13 protein-coding genes and 1 riboswitch are annotated in these 14,342 nt (G+C 55.1%); of the genes, 3 read left to right on the forward strand and 10 right to left on the reverse strand.

The window, feature by feature from the left end; genetic code table 11:
* Positions 1-144: 144 nt before the first annotated feature.
* The 4 genes from hslV to dapF all read right to left on the reverse strand — a co-directional run bounded on the left by hslV (position 145) and on the right by dapF (position 3,381).
* Positions 145-666, reverse strand: coding sequence for an ATP-dependent protease subunit HslV (gene hslV / locus BM022_RS00500; protein WP_091135700.1), 522 nt, complete (start codon positions 664-666; stop codon positions 145-147).
* 126 nt (positions 667-792) lie between these two features.
* Positions 793-1,698 carry a tyrosine recombinase XerC gene (gene xerC / locus BM022_RS00505; protein WP_091135702.1) on the reverse strand — a complete coding sequence of 302 codons (906 nt, stop codon included), beginning with the start codon at positions 1,696-1,698 and terminating at the stop codon, positions 793-795.
* The gene (locus tag BM022_RS00510; protein ID WP_256208770.1) at positions 1,685-2,398 is read right to left on the reverse strand and encodes a DUF484 family protein; all 714 of its coding nucleotides are present in this window, start codon (positions 2,396-2,398) and stop codon (positions 1,685-1,687) included. The genes xerC and BM022_RS00510 overlap by 14 nt, the downstream gene beginning before the upstream one ends.
* 155 nt (positions 2,399-2,553) lie before the next feature.
* The gene (gene dapF / locus BM022_RS00515) at positions 2,554-3,381 is read right to left on the reverse strand and encodes a diaminopimelate epimerase (protein WP_091135704.1); all 828 of its coding nucleotides are present in this window, start codon (positions 3,379-3,381) and stop codon (positions 2,554-2,556) included.
* 182 nt (positions 3,382-3,563) lie between these two features.
* On the opposite strand from dapF, the gene metK reads away from it, so the two are divergent.
* From metK to metF, 3 genes are all read left to right on the forward strand, one after another.
* Entirely contained in the window at positions 3,564-4,769 is a 1,206-nt protein-coding gene (gene metK / locus BM022_RS00520) for a methionine adenosyltransferase (RefSeq protein ID WP_091135707.1), read from the forward strand.
* Positions 4,770-4,793: 24 nt separating this feature from the next.
* Positions 4,794-4,871: riboswitch (S-adenosyl-L-homocysteine riboswitch) on the forward strand.
* Between the two features lie 16 nt (positions 4,872-4,887).
* Positions 4,888-6,336, forward strand: a complete 1,449-nt coding sequence (ahcY, locus tag BM022_RS00525; RefSeq protein ID WP_091135710.1) for an adenosylhomocysteinase — start codon at positions 4,888-4,890, stop codon at positions 6,334-6,336.
* A 76-nt stretch (positions 6,337-6,412) separates the two neighbouring features.
* Positions 6,413-7,258, forward strand: coding sequence for a methylenetetrahydrofolate reductase [NAD(P)H] (gene metF / locus BM022_RS00530; protein ID WP_091135713.1), 846 nt, complete (start codon positions 6,413-6,415; stop codon positions 7,256-7,258).
* Between the two features lie 117 nt (positions 7,259-7,375).
* Here the strand turns inward: metF and BM022_RS00535 are convergent, their stop codons facing one another.
* From BM022_RS00535 to mreC, 6 genes are all read right to left on the reverse strand, one after another.
* On the reverse strand, positions 7,376-8,623 hold the full coding sequence (locus BM022_RS00535; protein ID WP_091135715.1) for a pyridoxal-phosphate-dependent aminotransferase family protein: 1,248 nt from the start codon (positions 8,621-8,623) through the stop codon (positions 7,376-7,378).
* A 156-nt stretch (positions 8,624-8,779) separates the two neighbouring features.
* On the reverse strand, positions 8,780-9,874 hold the full coding sequence (locus tag BM022_RS00540; RefSeq protein ID WP_091135718.1) for a septal ring lytic transglycosylase RlpA family protein: 1,095 nt from the start codon (positions 9,872-9,874) through the stop codon (positions 8,780-8,782).
* Positions 9,875-9,912: 38 nt separating this feature from the next.
* Entirely contained in the window at positions 9,913-11,013 is a 1,101-nt protein-coding gene (gene rodA, locus BM022_RS00545; RefSeq protein WP_091135721.1) for a rod shape-determining protein RodA, read from the reverse strand.
* Entirely contained in the window at positions 11,006-12,916 is a 1,911-nt protein-coding gene (mrdA, locus tag BM022_RS00550; protein WP_091135723.1) for a penicillin-binding protein 2, read from the reverse strand. The genes rodA and mrdA overlap by 8 nt, the downstream gene beginning before the upstream one ends.
* A complete protein-coding gene (gene mreD, locus BM022_RS00555) occupies positions 12,913-13,434 on the reverse strand; it encodes a rod shape-determining protein MreD (RefSeq protein WP_091135726.1) in 522 nt (173 codons plus the stop codon). Before mreD ends, mrdA begins: the two co-directional genes overlap by 4 nt.
* Positions 13,421-14,323, reverse strand: a complete 903-nt coding sequence (gene mreC / locus BM022_RS00560) for a rod shape-determining protein MreC (protein WP_091135727.1) — start codon at positions 14,321-14,323, stop codon at positions 13,421-13,423. The genes mreD and mreC overlap by 14 nt, the downstream gene beginning before the upstream one ends.
* Positions 14,324-14,342 lie beyond the last annotated feature (19 nt).

A 14,342-nucleotide genomic window follows, 5' to 3' on the forward strand; every position in this document is an offset into this window, starting at 1 on the left:
TTTGAGATCGTGTTAAATTTCAGCTGCGAAAAATTTGCAAGCAGGCAACGGCGGAAAGTAAGGGTAACACGGGTAAGCTCGACGTGATCCCCATCGTACATGGTATTTTGCACGCCATATCTTCCGCATCCCGGCTTACTGGTATCACTCCAGAACTTCGATGACAAAATTCTGGTTTGTATAGATGCACAAATCGCCCGCGATCGCCAGCGACTTCTCGACGACATCCCGTGCCGTCAGGCTGGTATTCTCGAGAAGGGCACGCGCGGCCGAATGAGCGTAGGAGCCCCCACTGCCGATCGCAGCGAGGCCCAACTCCGGCTCAATTACGTCACCTGACCCCGTAATGATCAGCGTAACACCCGGATCGGCCACCACCAGCATTGCTTCCAGGCGGCGCAGGATCCGGTCCGTTCGCCAGTCCTTCGCCAACTCTACCGCCGAGCGCATGAGGTGTCCCTGATGTTTCTCAAGCTTACCTTCGAAACGCTCAAACAATGTAAACGCGTCCGCGGTACCGCCAGCGAATCCGGCGAGGATTTTTTCGTGGTATAGCCTGCGTACCTTGCGAGCACTTGCCTTGGCCACAACAGCGCCCAGGGTTACCTGCCCGTCACCCCCGAGTGCGACTTGGCCCCCGCGTCGCGCGGAAAGAATGGTTGTCATGATGTTCTGGCATTAATTAAATTTAGGGCGTTATCGTCCGGAGCCGGGATTATAACGCTGATTCCTCGAAAACATGCAAATTGTACCGCTCGGCAAGCTCAACTAGAGGTGAGGCTGGCGCAAGGTTCAACCCTTTTCCTTTTTCCTCGCACGCGGATGGGCGGCGTCATAGACCTTTGACAAGTGCTGAAAATCGAGATGGGTATAAACCTGAGTGGTGCTGATGTTGGCGTGTCCAAGCATCTCCTGCACAGCCCGCAAGTCGCCGCTCGATTGCAATAGGTGCGAGGCGAACGAGTGCCTCAATACATGAGGATGAACGTTGACGTTTATACCTTGCCGCACAGCGTGATCTTTAAGGCGCTGGGCAATCGACCGCCGGCTGATGTTTTTTCCGTATCGGGACAGGAACAAAGCCGATGCTCCCGGCCGCATCAAGCCCTCGCGCTGTTTTATCCATTCGCCCACCGCCTGTATCGCCTTGCTGCCAACCGGCACTATCCGAGTCTTTCCGCCTTTCCCGGTGACACGCGCGGTACCGTCAGATAAGCTCAAATCCTCCGGTTTCATGTCTGTGAGCTCAGCCAGCCGCAGACCCGAGGAATAGCAAAGCTCGAACATGGCTTTGTCTCGGACCGCCATTGGGTCGTCGCCCATGGACGACTCCAGAAGTTTTGCAGCCTCATCAGGCGAAAGGGTATGCGGCAGAGGTTTAGGTGACTTCGGCGCTCGGACACCGGCACAGGGATTGGAGTCGAAGCCGTGATCCCGCGTGAGGTATTTGTAAAATCCGCGCCATGCCGAGAGCATCCTGGAAAGGCTTCTGCCGGAAAACCCATTCCCATGCAGCTGGGCTGAGAAGCGCCGGATATTATGTATTTGCAGTTGATCGAGCGGCAGGCTCTGCGCAAGTTTTACCAGCACAGCAATATCGCGCGCATAGCTTTTACACGTAAGCGGCGATAAACGCCGCTCCGTGGCCACATGGGACAGATAGGCAGAGGCAAGTTCCTGGCTGTTACCGCTGATCATGCTGGTTCGTTTCTTCGGTATGGGCGGGTGCGGCAAGGCGCCCTAGCGCAGCGCTGACAAGCTCACTCAGCCGCGTCAGGTAAACCGTTCCCATTTCCGGATAAAACCGCTGCTGATCCTCGCTTCCCATGACCAGCAGACCGATGGTCTTCTGCGTTCGCAGCGCCACCATCGCAAAAGAGCGCAGCCGCGTGGCGTCCTCCCCAAACCAGTGATGGATCTCGTCCATTATGTGGGTCCCGCAATATGGATGCACCAAGCTTTCTGCCACGGCGTGAATATCGGCGCTGGTGGGCGAGAATTCCGGCAGAGCCGAGTCCTCGCTGGTGACGTTCCACAACCGCAGCACCGTGTGGGGTACGGAAAAATTCTCGCGCAGATCAAAGTTTAAATCATGCACCAGATCGCTTAAGCGCTTGAACGTGAGTAGCAAAACAGCCAGCCGGTGCATTTTATCGGCAATGGCGTCATTCTCTTCACCGAATCTGATCAACTCCGCTAATTTTTCCTGCAACACGCGATTTTTATCCCGGAGTGCGGCAATCTGCCTTTGGCTTATTGGTATGGCCCCGCCGCCATGAGGATGAGGCACCTGAATCTCTGTCAGCATGTCCGCGTGGTCCTCGAAGAACTCGGGATGAGTCCGCAGGTAGCGGACTACCTCCTCCGGACCGAGATTCATATCGTCGATATTAGACATCGCTGATCAACCTTGGTAGGTTCCCGCTGCAGCAATTCAAGCCACCGCGGGACGTTTTCGCGTTTTAAAGAAGCCCCCTCTCAAGCCGTGGAGCCAGGTAATCTACTGATTTTACCAGCAACTGTACCTATGGACGATTTGCGCAGGGCTGAGTCCTATAACTCAATCTCTCCTTCAAATACCGCGACGGCAGGGCCGGTCATCCAGACCGGGTGAGGTTCGCCTTCCCAGCGTATGCCGAGATCACCATTACGAAAGCTGACTGTCACCGATGACTCCAGCAATCCTCGCTGGATACCCGCCACCACCGCAGCACAGGCGCCTGTGCCGCAGGAAAGCGTTTCTCCGGCACCACGCTCGTAAACCCGCAAGCGAATATGATGTCTGTCGACCACCTGAAAATATCCAGCATTCACCCGTTGGGGAAAGCGAGCGTGACCTTCGATCAGTGCGCCCTCAGTCGGCACCGGCGCCTGATCAATATCCGTCACCAGTTGAACCGCGTGGGGGTTGCCCATGGACAAAGCACTGATCTCCACCTGTTTGCCATCGATATTGAGCCGGTAAGTTGATGCGCGTTTTTCAGCAACGAAGGGAATTTCTTCCGGCTCGAACTTGGGCGCGCCCATGTTGACGGTAACTTCACCATTACTCTCCAGCTTGGGAATAATGATGCCAGCCAGCGTCTCGACGTGGATCTCCCGTTTGGCTGACATGCGGTTGTCATGCACATAGCGAACGAAGCAGCGCGCGCCATTTCCGCACTGCTCTACTTCCCCCCCATCGGCATTGAAAATGCGATAACGAAAGTCTGCGCCGCCTTTTGCGGTCTCGATCAAGAGGATCTGATCACAGCCAATGCCGAAGTGGCGGTCAGCCAGTAAACATAGCTGTTCACGGTTAAGAGCGACCGGCCGGTTCACGGCGTCAATAACCACGAAATCATTGCCCAGGCCATGCATTTTGGTGAACTTGAGTTTCATGAGTATAGCAGTGAAAAAATACCTAAATGAACGGCCGCCGGAGGACCGCAAAACTTCCCCGCTTCGGGCTATGGATCAATTTGTTAAAAGAGAGAGGGTATCAGCAATGTTATTCGTCTTCTTAATAACCGAGTAATTTGGTATTCTACAGGCCTTTTACGACTATAAACGGGCTGGACGACATGAGCGATTATCTTTTTACTTCTGAATCCGTATCCGAAGGTCATCCTGACAAAGTGGCCGATCAGATCTCCGATGCTATTCTGGACGCGATCCTGGCCCAGGATCCCAATGCACGGGTAGCCTGCGAGACCTTATGCAGTACCGGCTTGATCGTGATGTCCGGCGAAATCACAACCGAGGCCAATGTCGACTATATACAGGTGGCACGCGCAGCCGTGAAGCGGATCGGATACGACAGTTCCGACGTTGGCTTTGACTACCGGACCTGCGCAGTCCTGACCGCTTTCAACAAACAATCCCCCGACATTGCCCAGGGCGTGAACCGTACCAAGGAAGAGGAAATGGATCAGGGGGCGGGCGATCAGGGGCTCATGTTCGGCTACGCCTGCGACGAAACGCCGCAATTGATGCCGATGCCGATCTATTATGCCCATCGCTTGATGGAGCGGCAGGCCGAGCTGAGAAAGGATGGACGCCTGCCGTGGCTGCGCCCGGATGCGAAATCGCAGGTATCGGTGCGCTACCGCAATGGTAAACCGCAACGGATCGAAACCGTCGTAATTTCGACCCAGCATCATCCCGACATTTCGCACGGCCAATTAAGCGAGGCGGTAATCGAGGAACTTATCAAACCAGTGCTTCCAAAAAATTTATTGACTGCGGACACCCGTTATCTAGTCAATCCGACCGGGCGTTTCGTAGTGGGAGGGCCTATGGGGGACTGCGGCCTCACGGGTCGTAAGATCATCGTGGACAGTTATGGCGGTACCGCGCATCACGGCGGTGGCGCATTCTCAGGCAAGGACCCATCCAAAGTCGATCGTTCCGCAGCTTACGCGGGGCGGTATGTCGCAAAAAATATCGTTGCTGCCGGTATCGCGAGTAAATGCGAAGTACAGATGGCCTATGCCATAGGAGTAGCGCGTCCTGTTTCCTTAATGGTGGACACCTATGGAACCGGGAAAATATCGGACGAGAAAATCGTCGCGTTGATCGAACAGCATTTTGACCTGCGACCGCGTGGTATTATCCATGACCTTGACTTGCTGCGCCCGATTTATCAAAAAACCGCCGCGTATGGGCATTTTGGTCGGGATGAGCCCGAATTTTCCTGGGAAGCTACCGACAAGGCTGCTCAGCTGCGCGCGGACGCCGGAATAGAATCAGCGGAGGAAGCGGACGCAACCGCGAGTCTGCAGGTTTAGCTTACGTCAGCTTTAATCCCTTCCCGCGCCGAGGAGCGCTGCAACGGGCACAGTCCCGCGAGGCTCGGCGGGGAAGGATCGCAACAACGGCGCTCGTTAATTTTCTGGAGAAAATTTTATGAACGCTGTGCTCAGTCCGTCCGTGTCCACTTCCATTCCCGCGGATAACAAATTTACCGATTATAGAGTCGCCGACATGTCCCTCGCGGAATGGGGGCGTAAAGAAATTGCCATTGCCGAAACCGAAATGCCTGGTTTGATGGCATTGAGGGAGGAATACGGCGCGGGCAAGCCCTTATCCGGCGCGCGCATCGCCGGTTCCCTGCACATGACCATCCAGACTGCGGTGTTGATTGAAACGCTGATCAAACTGGGGGCGCAGGTGCGCTGGGCATCATGTAATATCTTCTCAACGCAAGACCATGCCGCGGCTGCTATCGCGGCGGCAAACATTCCAGTTTTTGCATACAAGGGTGAATCGCTGGATGATTATTGGGAATTTACTCACCGCATTTTCGAGTGGCCCGATGAAGACAATGCGCCCAACATGATTCTGGATGATGGCGGCGACGCGACATTGCTGATTATTCTTGGCAGCCGAGCCGAAGCAGATCCGTCGGTGATCGCCAATCCCGCGAACGAGGAAGAACATGCCCTGTTTGCAGCGATTCGGAAGCGTCTAAGCACCAGTCCCGGCTGGTATTCCAGCAAACTGGCCAGCATCCGAGGCGTGACCGAGGAAACCACCACCGGCGTGCATCGCCTGTACGAGATGCAGAAAAAAGGTGAGTTGCCGTTTCCCGCATTCAACGTCAACGATTCCGTTACCAAGTCCAAGTTCGACAATCTTTACGGTTGCCGCGAGTCCCTGGTCGATGGAATCAAACGCGCAACCGATGTGATGATCGCCGGGAAAATCGCGCTCGTATGCGGATATGGCGATGTAGGCAAGGGTTGTGCCCAGTCACTGCGCGGGCTGGGCGCAACGGTCTGGATTACCGAGATCGACCCCATTTGCGCGCTGCAAGCGGCAATGGAGGGATATCGCGTTGTTACCATGAACGAAGTTTGCGATCAGGCGGACATTTTCGTGACCGCCACCGGCAACCTTCGCGTCATTACTCATGACCACATGCTGAGAATGAAAGATCAGGCCATTGTTTGCAACATCGGCCATTTTGATTCCGAGATAGACATTGCCTCCGTGCAGAAATACCAGTGGGAGAATATCAAGCCGCAGGTGGACCATGTCATTTTTCCGACCGGGCGGCGCATCATCGTGCTGGCAAAGGGACGCTTGGTAAATCTTGGCTGCGGTACCGGGCACCCATCATTTGTCATGTCAACTTCATTTACCAATCAGGTGCTGGCACAAATGGAGCTTTGGCAAAATGGTTCAAGCTATGAGAAGAGCGTCTATGTGCTGCCCAAACAGCTGGATGAAAAAGTGGCCAGGCTTCACCTTGGAAAGCTAGGCGCTAAACTTACCGAGTTGACCGATGAGCAGGCGCATTACCTGAATTTGGATAAGAAGGGCCCCTACAAGCCCGGAATGTACCGGTACTGATTTAGGGCGCCACGGTGCGCGGTGGATTGCCGTTCGGCCGTCCACCGCGCACCTTTTTGTGCTTGGCTTGGCAGAGATGGAATCCCAAAAAAAGTTCGCCCCCACTTTCAGTTTCGAATTTTTTCCACCGCAGACGCCGGAGGGAATCGAAAAGCTGCGCGCAACACGCAGGCAGTTGGCGCAACTCGACCCAAAATTCTTTTCGGTTACCTTTGGTGCAGGCGGATCAACGCGTGCCCGCACCCTTGATACGGTGCTCGAGATCCAGGCCGAGGGTTATACAGTTGCGCCTCACCTTTCCTGCATTGGTGCAACTGGGGAGAATATCCGCAATATATTGAAGCAATATCGCGACCGTGGCGTACGTCATATTGTGGCACTGCGTGGCGATCTCCCGTCGGGCATGGCGCAAGGGGGAGAATTCAGATACGCCAGCGAGTTGGTCGCATTTATCCGCGCCGAGTTCGGTGACGCCTTTCATATCGATGTGGCGGCCTATCCCGAGTACCATCCCCAAGCTAATTCAGCGCAGGAAGACTTGCGCCACTTCAAACAGAAAGTCGAGGCTGGTGCGGATTCAGCTATCACGCAATATTTTTATAACGCCGATGCATACTTTAGCTTCGTTGAGGCCTGCGAGGCGATGGACATCAGTATTCCCATCGTGCCCGGTATCATGCCGATCAATAAATTCTCACAACTGGCGAGATTCTCCGATGCCTGCGGCGCTGAAATACCGCGCTGGATCAGGAAAAGATTGGAAGGCTACGCGGATGACAGCGCATCAATACGCGCATTCGGGCTTGATATCGTAACGGATGTGTGCGACCGCCTGCTGAGCGGCGGAGCGCCCGGGTTGCATTTCTACACGTTGAACTCAGCAGGTTTGACGAGCACGATCTGGCAGCGGCTGGGGCTGTAATTTAAGTCCGCAGCGGGATCGGACTTCCGCTTTATTGCCTTTTTCCTCATGCCCGCACGGTTGTTATCGGCACCGGGCAGGCACTCCGTCGCTTAACCTGACTCGATGTGCTTACGGTCAAGCTGCCTTGGCAGACGCTTCGCTCGCCACCGGCAAGGGTAATGGATTATCGGCATAGGCGTTATGCGCCGCAGCCTCCGCTGTTCCAAATTCGACTTTTCTGCCCATATCTGACAACACCGTTTCCAGCGCACCCAGGCAAAGCATCACGTTTTCGATTCTGCTGGAATAACCCATCAGCCCGAAACGCCAGATTTTTCCAGCCAGGTCCCCCAGTCCGGCCCCGATTTCGAGGCTGTAGTCGGCCAGCAGTCTGCGACGTACCTCCTTCTCGTCTGTGCCTTCCGGCACAAGCACCGAATTGAGTTGCGGCAGACGTGCCTTTTCTTCCACCAGATACTGCATCCCGAGCGTTTCCAACCCTGCTTTCAGCGCAATGTGGTTGCGTTGGTGGCGTGCCCATGAGTGTTCCAGCCCCTCCTCATACAGCATCACCAGCGCTTCGTGCAAGCCATAAAGCGCATTCGTGGGGGCAGTGTGATGATAAGTGCGGGTTGTGCCCCAATATCCGAGCAGCAGGTTCAGATCCATGAACCAGCTTTGTACTTTTCCTTTGCGATTTTTTACCATGTCCACCACCCGTTCCGAGAAACTGATAGGCGACAAGCCGGGCGGGCACGATAGACATTTCTGGCTGCCGGAGTAAATCGCATCGATCTTCCATTCGTCCACTTTGAGGGGAGAACCACCCAACGACGTCACGGTGTCGACAATCGTGAGACAGTTGCGCCGATGGGCGATTTCACAAAGGGTCTTGGCATCCGACAGCGCCCCGGTGGATGTCTCGGCGTGTACAAAAGCGACTACCTTCGCATCAGGGTTCTGCTTCAACGCATCTTCCACTTTCTGCGGGTCGACCGGCGCGCCCCATTTGTCCTCCACCACTACTGCCGTGCCGCCGCAGCGCTGCACGTTCTCGATCATGCGAGCGCCAAACACCCCATTGCGGCACACAATCACTTTGTCGCCCGGGTTGACCATGTTGACGAAACACATTTCCATTCCAACAGAGCCGGGGCCTGAAACCGGGAACGTCAGCAGGTTGGAAGTTTGAAAGGCATACCGCAGCAGGCTCTTCAGTTCTTCCATCATGTCGGTAAATACCGGGTCGAGATGGCCCAGCGTTGGACGGGCCATGGCGGATAAGACGCGCGAATGCGTGTCCGATGGCCCCGGGCCCATCAATGTGCGCTGCGGAGGATAAAATGTGCTGATTTTTTTTGCGGGGCCGAAATGTTGGGTCATGGTGGATCCTGATTATGATGGGCTGAATTTTAATCGACGAAGGCATTGATTTTATCAAGGGCGCTGCGATTTGGCTATCGCGGAAGTTGGCCGGGATTCGTTCACTTCGTTCGAGCAGGATGCGAACCATGCGGAAGGTCAACCATGCATCGGCATTTACCGTATAAGCAACATTGGTCTGATGGATAAGCTTTGCGCGATTTTATCGGCGTCCTGACGAGCCACGTTTTGATCGAGATAAGGTCCCGCATGAACCTTGAATAAGCCATCTTTGGCCATGATTCCAAGGGAGCTTATGGAGGGAAGCTGGGCGCGCATGCGCACAAGAAAATTATCCGCATTATCATAGGCAGTGAAAGCGCCCAGTTGTAGGTAAATTCCACCCGTGTCTGCGGTATTCGGTGCGCCACCACTGGTATTGGCATCGCTATTGGAGTCGGATGTGCCGTACTGTGCCTGGGACGGGATTATTTCAAACAAATCCGGATTGGCCTCATCACTCTGTTGCTCTTCCGGACGGGCAAGTGGTGGGCTTCCCTTTTCCACGACAGCAAGGGCGATACGGGAAGGGGAGCGAGTAGCCGTTGAGGCTTTTGACGAGTTTGAGGTAAAGTCAGAATTCGAAACCGGAGCGGGCGCCGCGGCCACCGCGAGGGTGGCCCCTCCGCCCGGAAGGATGGTCTCCACCTCCACCCAGGCGCTTCCCCCGCCTAGTACATCGAGCTTGAAAGCGGCGGTGTAGGAGAGATCTATAAGGCGTTCAGAGAGAAAGGGTCCGCGATCATTGACGCGCACGACTACAGAACGCCTATTGCTGATATTGGTAACGCGGACGTAGCTGGGTATCGGCAGGGTGGGATGCGCCGCCGTCATGCCATACATGTCATAGAGTTCGCCCGAGGCCGTTTTCTGCCCGTGATAACGTCTGCCATACCAGGAAGCGATCCCTCTTTCCCGGTATGCTTCAAGCGTGGTTTTAGGCGTATACCACCTTCCTAGCGCCGAGTAAGGACGCATGTTGGCTGGGCGCAACGGCTCATCGCGCGGGGTGGCGTCAGGGATTGAAGCCAGGTCAACCGGGGGGTTTTCGCCAGGGCCATCGTCCAGATAATAGCCACCACGTTTTTTTGCGCTCGAGACGGCGCCACTGGCGGAGGCATTTTTTCCTGGTGAATCGCGCTTCAGGACGCTGCCGCAGCCAGCCACGAAAATAATGAGCGCGGCCGCGATAATTCGCGAGGACGAGGTCATGCTGGCGGACCACAAATTCGATCTCGGATTGATGTGGCTCACGTCTTCACCAATTTCGGATGCATCTGTATGCTCATCAAAATACCAAATCCCAACAGCATTGTCACCATTGAGGTGCCCCCGTAGCTGATCAGCGGCAACGGAACACCAACCACAGGCAGGATGCCGATGACCATCCCTATGTTCACGAAAATATACGTGGCAAATGTAAGCGTAATCGATCCGGCGATCAAGCGCGTGAACTGAGTCGAGGCATTGGCGGCAATCACCATGCCGCGTGCGATCACCGCGATATACAAGAGCAATAGCAATGAATTGCCGACCAGCCCGAATTCCTCCGAAAATACCGCAAAGATGAAATCGGTGCTTTTCTCCGGGAGAAAGTCGAGATGGGTTTGGGTTCCCTGCTGCCAGCCTTTGCCCAGGGTGCCGCCCGAACCGATGGCAATGGTGGACTGAATGGTGTGATAGCCAGCCCCAAGCGCATCCTGCGTCGGATCAAGCAGGGTCATGACCCGGCGGCGCTGATAATCGTGCATCATCGACCACAGCACCGGTAAGCTGCCCAGTCCGGCAATTGCCAGCCCCGCGATGATGCGCCAGGACAGCCCAGTGAGAAACAGGACAAAAAAGCCGCTGGACGCAATCAACAACGCGGTGCCCAAATCGGGCTGACGCAAGATCATTACGACCGGCAGCAACAGTAGCAAGGTTGCAATCGCATAGTCGCGCAGCCGCAGCGTTGCTTCGTGCTTATCGAAATACCACGCCATCATCAGCGGCACCGCTATTTTCATCAGCTCCGAAGGCTGGATGCGCGTTACGCCAATGTTCAGCCAGCGCCGCGCGCCATTGTTTATCTCGCCGAACAGCGCAACGCCCAACAGCAGCAAGAGACCCGTCATATAAATAGGCAAGGCGATACGCATGATATGCTGAAGCGGAATGTTGGCTACCAGCCACATGATGCTCAGCGCAACCAGCATATTGACAGCCTGATTAGTGACACGATGTGGGTTTGCGTCCGTGGCGCTGTACAAAGTGAACAACCCGGTCAGCATGAGCAGCAGGATTCCGCTCAACAGAACCCCGTCAATGTACCGCGTGAGGTAGTGCCAGAGGCGCAAAGACCTAGTCATGCTCACCCTCCTCATCGATCTGATCGACAGGTTTAGCCGCTTCTTCCTCAGGCAGCTTGCCCAGCAGGTAATAGTCCATTACCACCCGCGCGATGGGGGCCGCGGCAGCGCCCCCATGCCCACCATTTTCGACCAGTACCGATAGCGCAATTTTTGGCTTTTCTACCGGCGCATACGTGATGAATAGCGCATGGTCGCGATGACGGTCTTGTACCTTGCTCTCCACATATTTTTCGCCCTGTTTGATGCCGACCACCTGCGAAGTACCGGTTTTGCCGGCAAAAGTATAGGCGGCGCCAGTGCCGGCAAGCGCGGCAGTGCCTCCCGGCCGGGTTACATCCACAAGCGCGTTTTGAACCACCTGCAAGTGATTGGGATTGAGGTCTAACGTGTATAACGGCTGTGTGGCAATCTCCCGCACCACTTCATTATCGCTGCCCAGGATATTCTTCACCAAATGCGGGCGGAATGCCGTGCCCCTCCCGGCCAGGACCGCCGTCGCAAAAGCCAACTGTAGCGGCGTAGTCAGGTTGTAGCCCTGACCTATGCCGACGGAAATCGTATCGCCAGCGTACCATTTCTGCTTGTACCGTCTCATTTTCCAGTCCTGGGATGGCAGCAGACCACCCACTTCGCCATCGATATCGATTCCCGTTTTTTTTCCCAGACCGAACTGACCGATGAAGTTGTAGATATTATCGATGCCGAGATCATTGGCGAGCGCATAGTAGTACGTGTCGCACGAAACTACGAGCGACTTGTGCAGATCTACGACACCGTGACCACCGGTCTTCCAGTCCCGGAAGCGGTGGGTGCTACCCGGGAGACTGAAGTACCCAGGATCGACAATGGCATTCTGAGGCGCACGTTTTCTCAGCTCCAACCCAGCCAGCGCCATAAACGGCTTGAAGGTGGAGCCCGGCGGGTAGAGCCCCCGCAGTGCCCGATTATTAAGCGGCCGATCAATCGAATTATTCAGCAAATCCCAATTTTCTGAATCGATGCCGTCGACAAACAGATTGGGGTCGAAACCTGGTTTGCTGACAAAGGCGAGAACATCGCCGGATGAAGGTTCGATCGCCACCAACGCCCCTCTTCGGTCGCCGAAGGCTTTTTCCGCAACTTCCTGCAATTTGGCGTCGAGCGACAGCGTCAGGTTATTACCGGAGACGGGTGGAGTGCGGGAAATCACTCTGATGACCCGCCCGGCTGCATCTGTTTCCATTTCTTCGAAGCCGGTGATACCGTGCAGGTCCTGTTCGTAGCTCTGCTCAATACCGATCTTGCCCATGTATTGGGAACCGCGATAATTGGCAAGTGCGTTGTTGGCCTCCAACTGCTCCAGGTCCTTGTCGTTAATACGGCCGATATAACCAATCACGTGTGACGCCATTTCGCCCTTGGGGTACTGGCGGAATAGGCGCGCCTTGATTTCGACGCCCGGAAAGCGATAGCGATTCGCGGCAAAACGCGCCACTTCCACATCCGAGAGACGGGTACGGATGGGAAGGCTTTCGAATCTCTTGCTCTCTTCCATCAGTTTCTTGAACCGCTTGCGATCGCGGGCTGCTATCTCGACCACCGTGGACAGCTCGTTAATGAGATCCTCCAGGTTCTTCACTTTGCTCGGCACAATCTCGAGGGTGTAAGCGGAATAGTTGTGCGCGAGCACTTCGCCATTGCGGTCGAAAATCAGTCCCCGATTGGGAACGATGGGCGCGATTGAAATACGGTTGGCTTCAGCAAGCGTGTGGTAATGCTCGCGCTGGGATACCTGCAGATAAAAGAAGCGCGCGAACAATATAAGAAACAGCAACAGCACGAACCCGGCGCTGATGGCCAGCCGCAGCTGGAAACGCTGCAGCTCGCGCGGATGATTACGAAGCTCTACCCTGGGACTCATCGTACATCATTATCAGACCTGGGCTTTTGCGGCATTCTCAACAATGAAGAAAAGAACGGCCACAACAGGGTGCCGGTGATACTGGGAAGAAAGAAATCCCTGCCTGGGAATTGTGATCCGTCCAGAAGTCCGGTCAGAAGCATGATGAATTGTCCAATAAACAAAATCAATCCTATTTGGGGCGCCTGCTTCAATATGCCAAAAATGCTTAGGCGGCGGTGGAACACCAGCGCGACAAACGCCATTATGCAATAGGCCAGCGCATGCTGCCCAAACGTGCTGGCGTTGCCAATGTCAATCAACAGGCCCATGATAAAAGCGGTACTGATACCGGCACGCTGCGGTTGGTTGATGCACCAGTAGAGTATTGTCAGGGCGACAAAATCAGGCCATAAAGTCATTGCGAGGCCTTCTACTGGCAAGAGATTCAGCACGATCGCCAGTGTCAGGCTGAGTACGATGAACGAACTTTTTACCGGCCGGAGGATTTCCTGTTTGGGGTGATCAACGAATGCCAACTTTTTCCCGTTTCTTGTTATTAGGCTTCAATTCGATCACCTCCGCCGGGATCTCGGGAACCGGCGGTAGCATGGACAAAATTAGCAGCTGGCGGTTATTTGCTACACCGGCAACCGGTGTGCAGGTGACCCGGGCAAAAACATAAGCCGGGTTACGCTCTATCTTCGACACCACGGCCACAGGCAGTCCGGGCGGGTAGACGCCGTCGATTCCGGACGTTACCAGCGTATCGCCCTCCTGAATATCGGTATTGCCGGCCATATAACGCAGCTCGAGCGTTGCTTCCTTACCCGTTCCAGATACCACCGAGCGCAAGCCGTTGCGCAGAACCTGGACCGGCACCGAGTGGTCCTTGTCTGTGATGAGTGTGACTTCGGATACCCACGGATAGTTGCGGGTGATTTGCCCTACTACTCCGGCGTCGTCCACGACTGCTTGGCCCGGCTGAATTCCGCTCTGGCTGCCTTTATCAAGTGTGACTTTGCGGTTAAAAGGGTCGCGCGGAATGTGGAGGATTTCAGCCATGACTGCTTTGCCCTCGACTCGCTCCGAGGCATCCAGGAGCTTGCGCAAGTGCACATTTTCGGCTTCCAGTGCTTGTAATCGCTGCAACTGCCCCTGATCGAAGAGTTTCTGCTGCAGGAGCTCTGCGTTCTCGTCAGCCAGATGATGGCTGCTAAAGAATTCGCTTACATTGTCATAAATTGCGATAGGAACAGTGGCGAGCTTTTGAAGTGGATAGATCACCGCAGACAAGACGTGTCGAACTTCAGCGACATATTTAAACCGGGTGTCAACCGCCATCAGAGTCAATGACAGCATTACGAAAAAGACCAGCCGAGCCAGAAGACTGGGACCGTGCCGGAAAAATCGCGGGGCTGTTTCCATTACTTTCCAGGTTGCGCGA

Source organism: Nitrosospira sp. Nsp14, from assembly GCF_900113575.1.
Taxonomy (GTDB): domain Bacteria; phylum Pseudomonadota; class Gammaproteobacteria; order Burkholderiales; family Nitrosomonadaceae; genus Nitrosospira.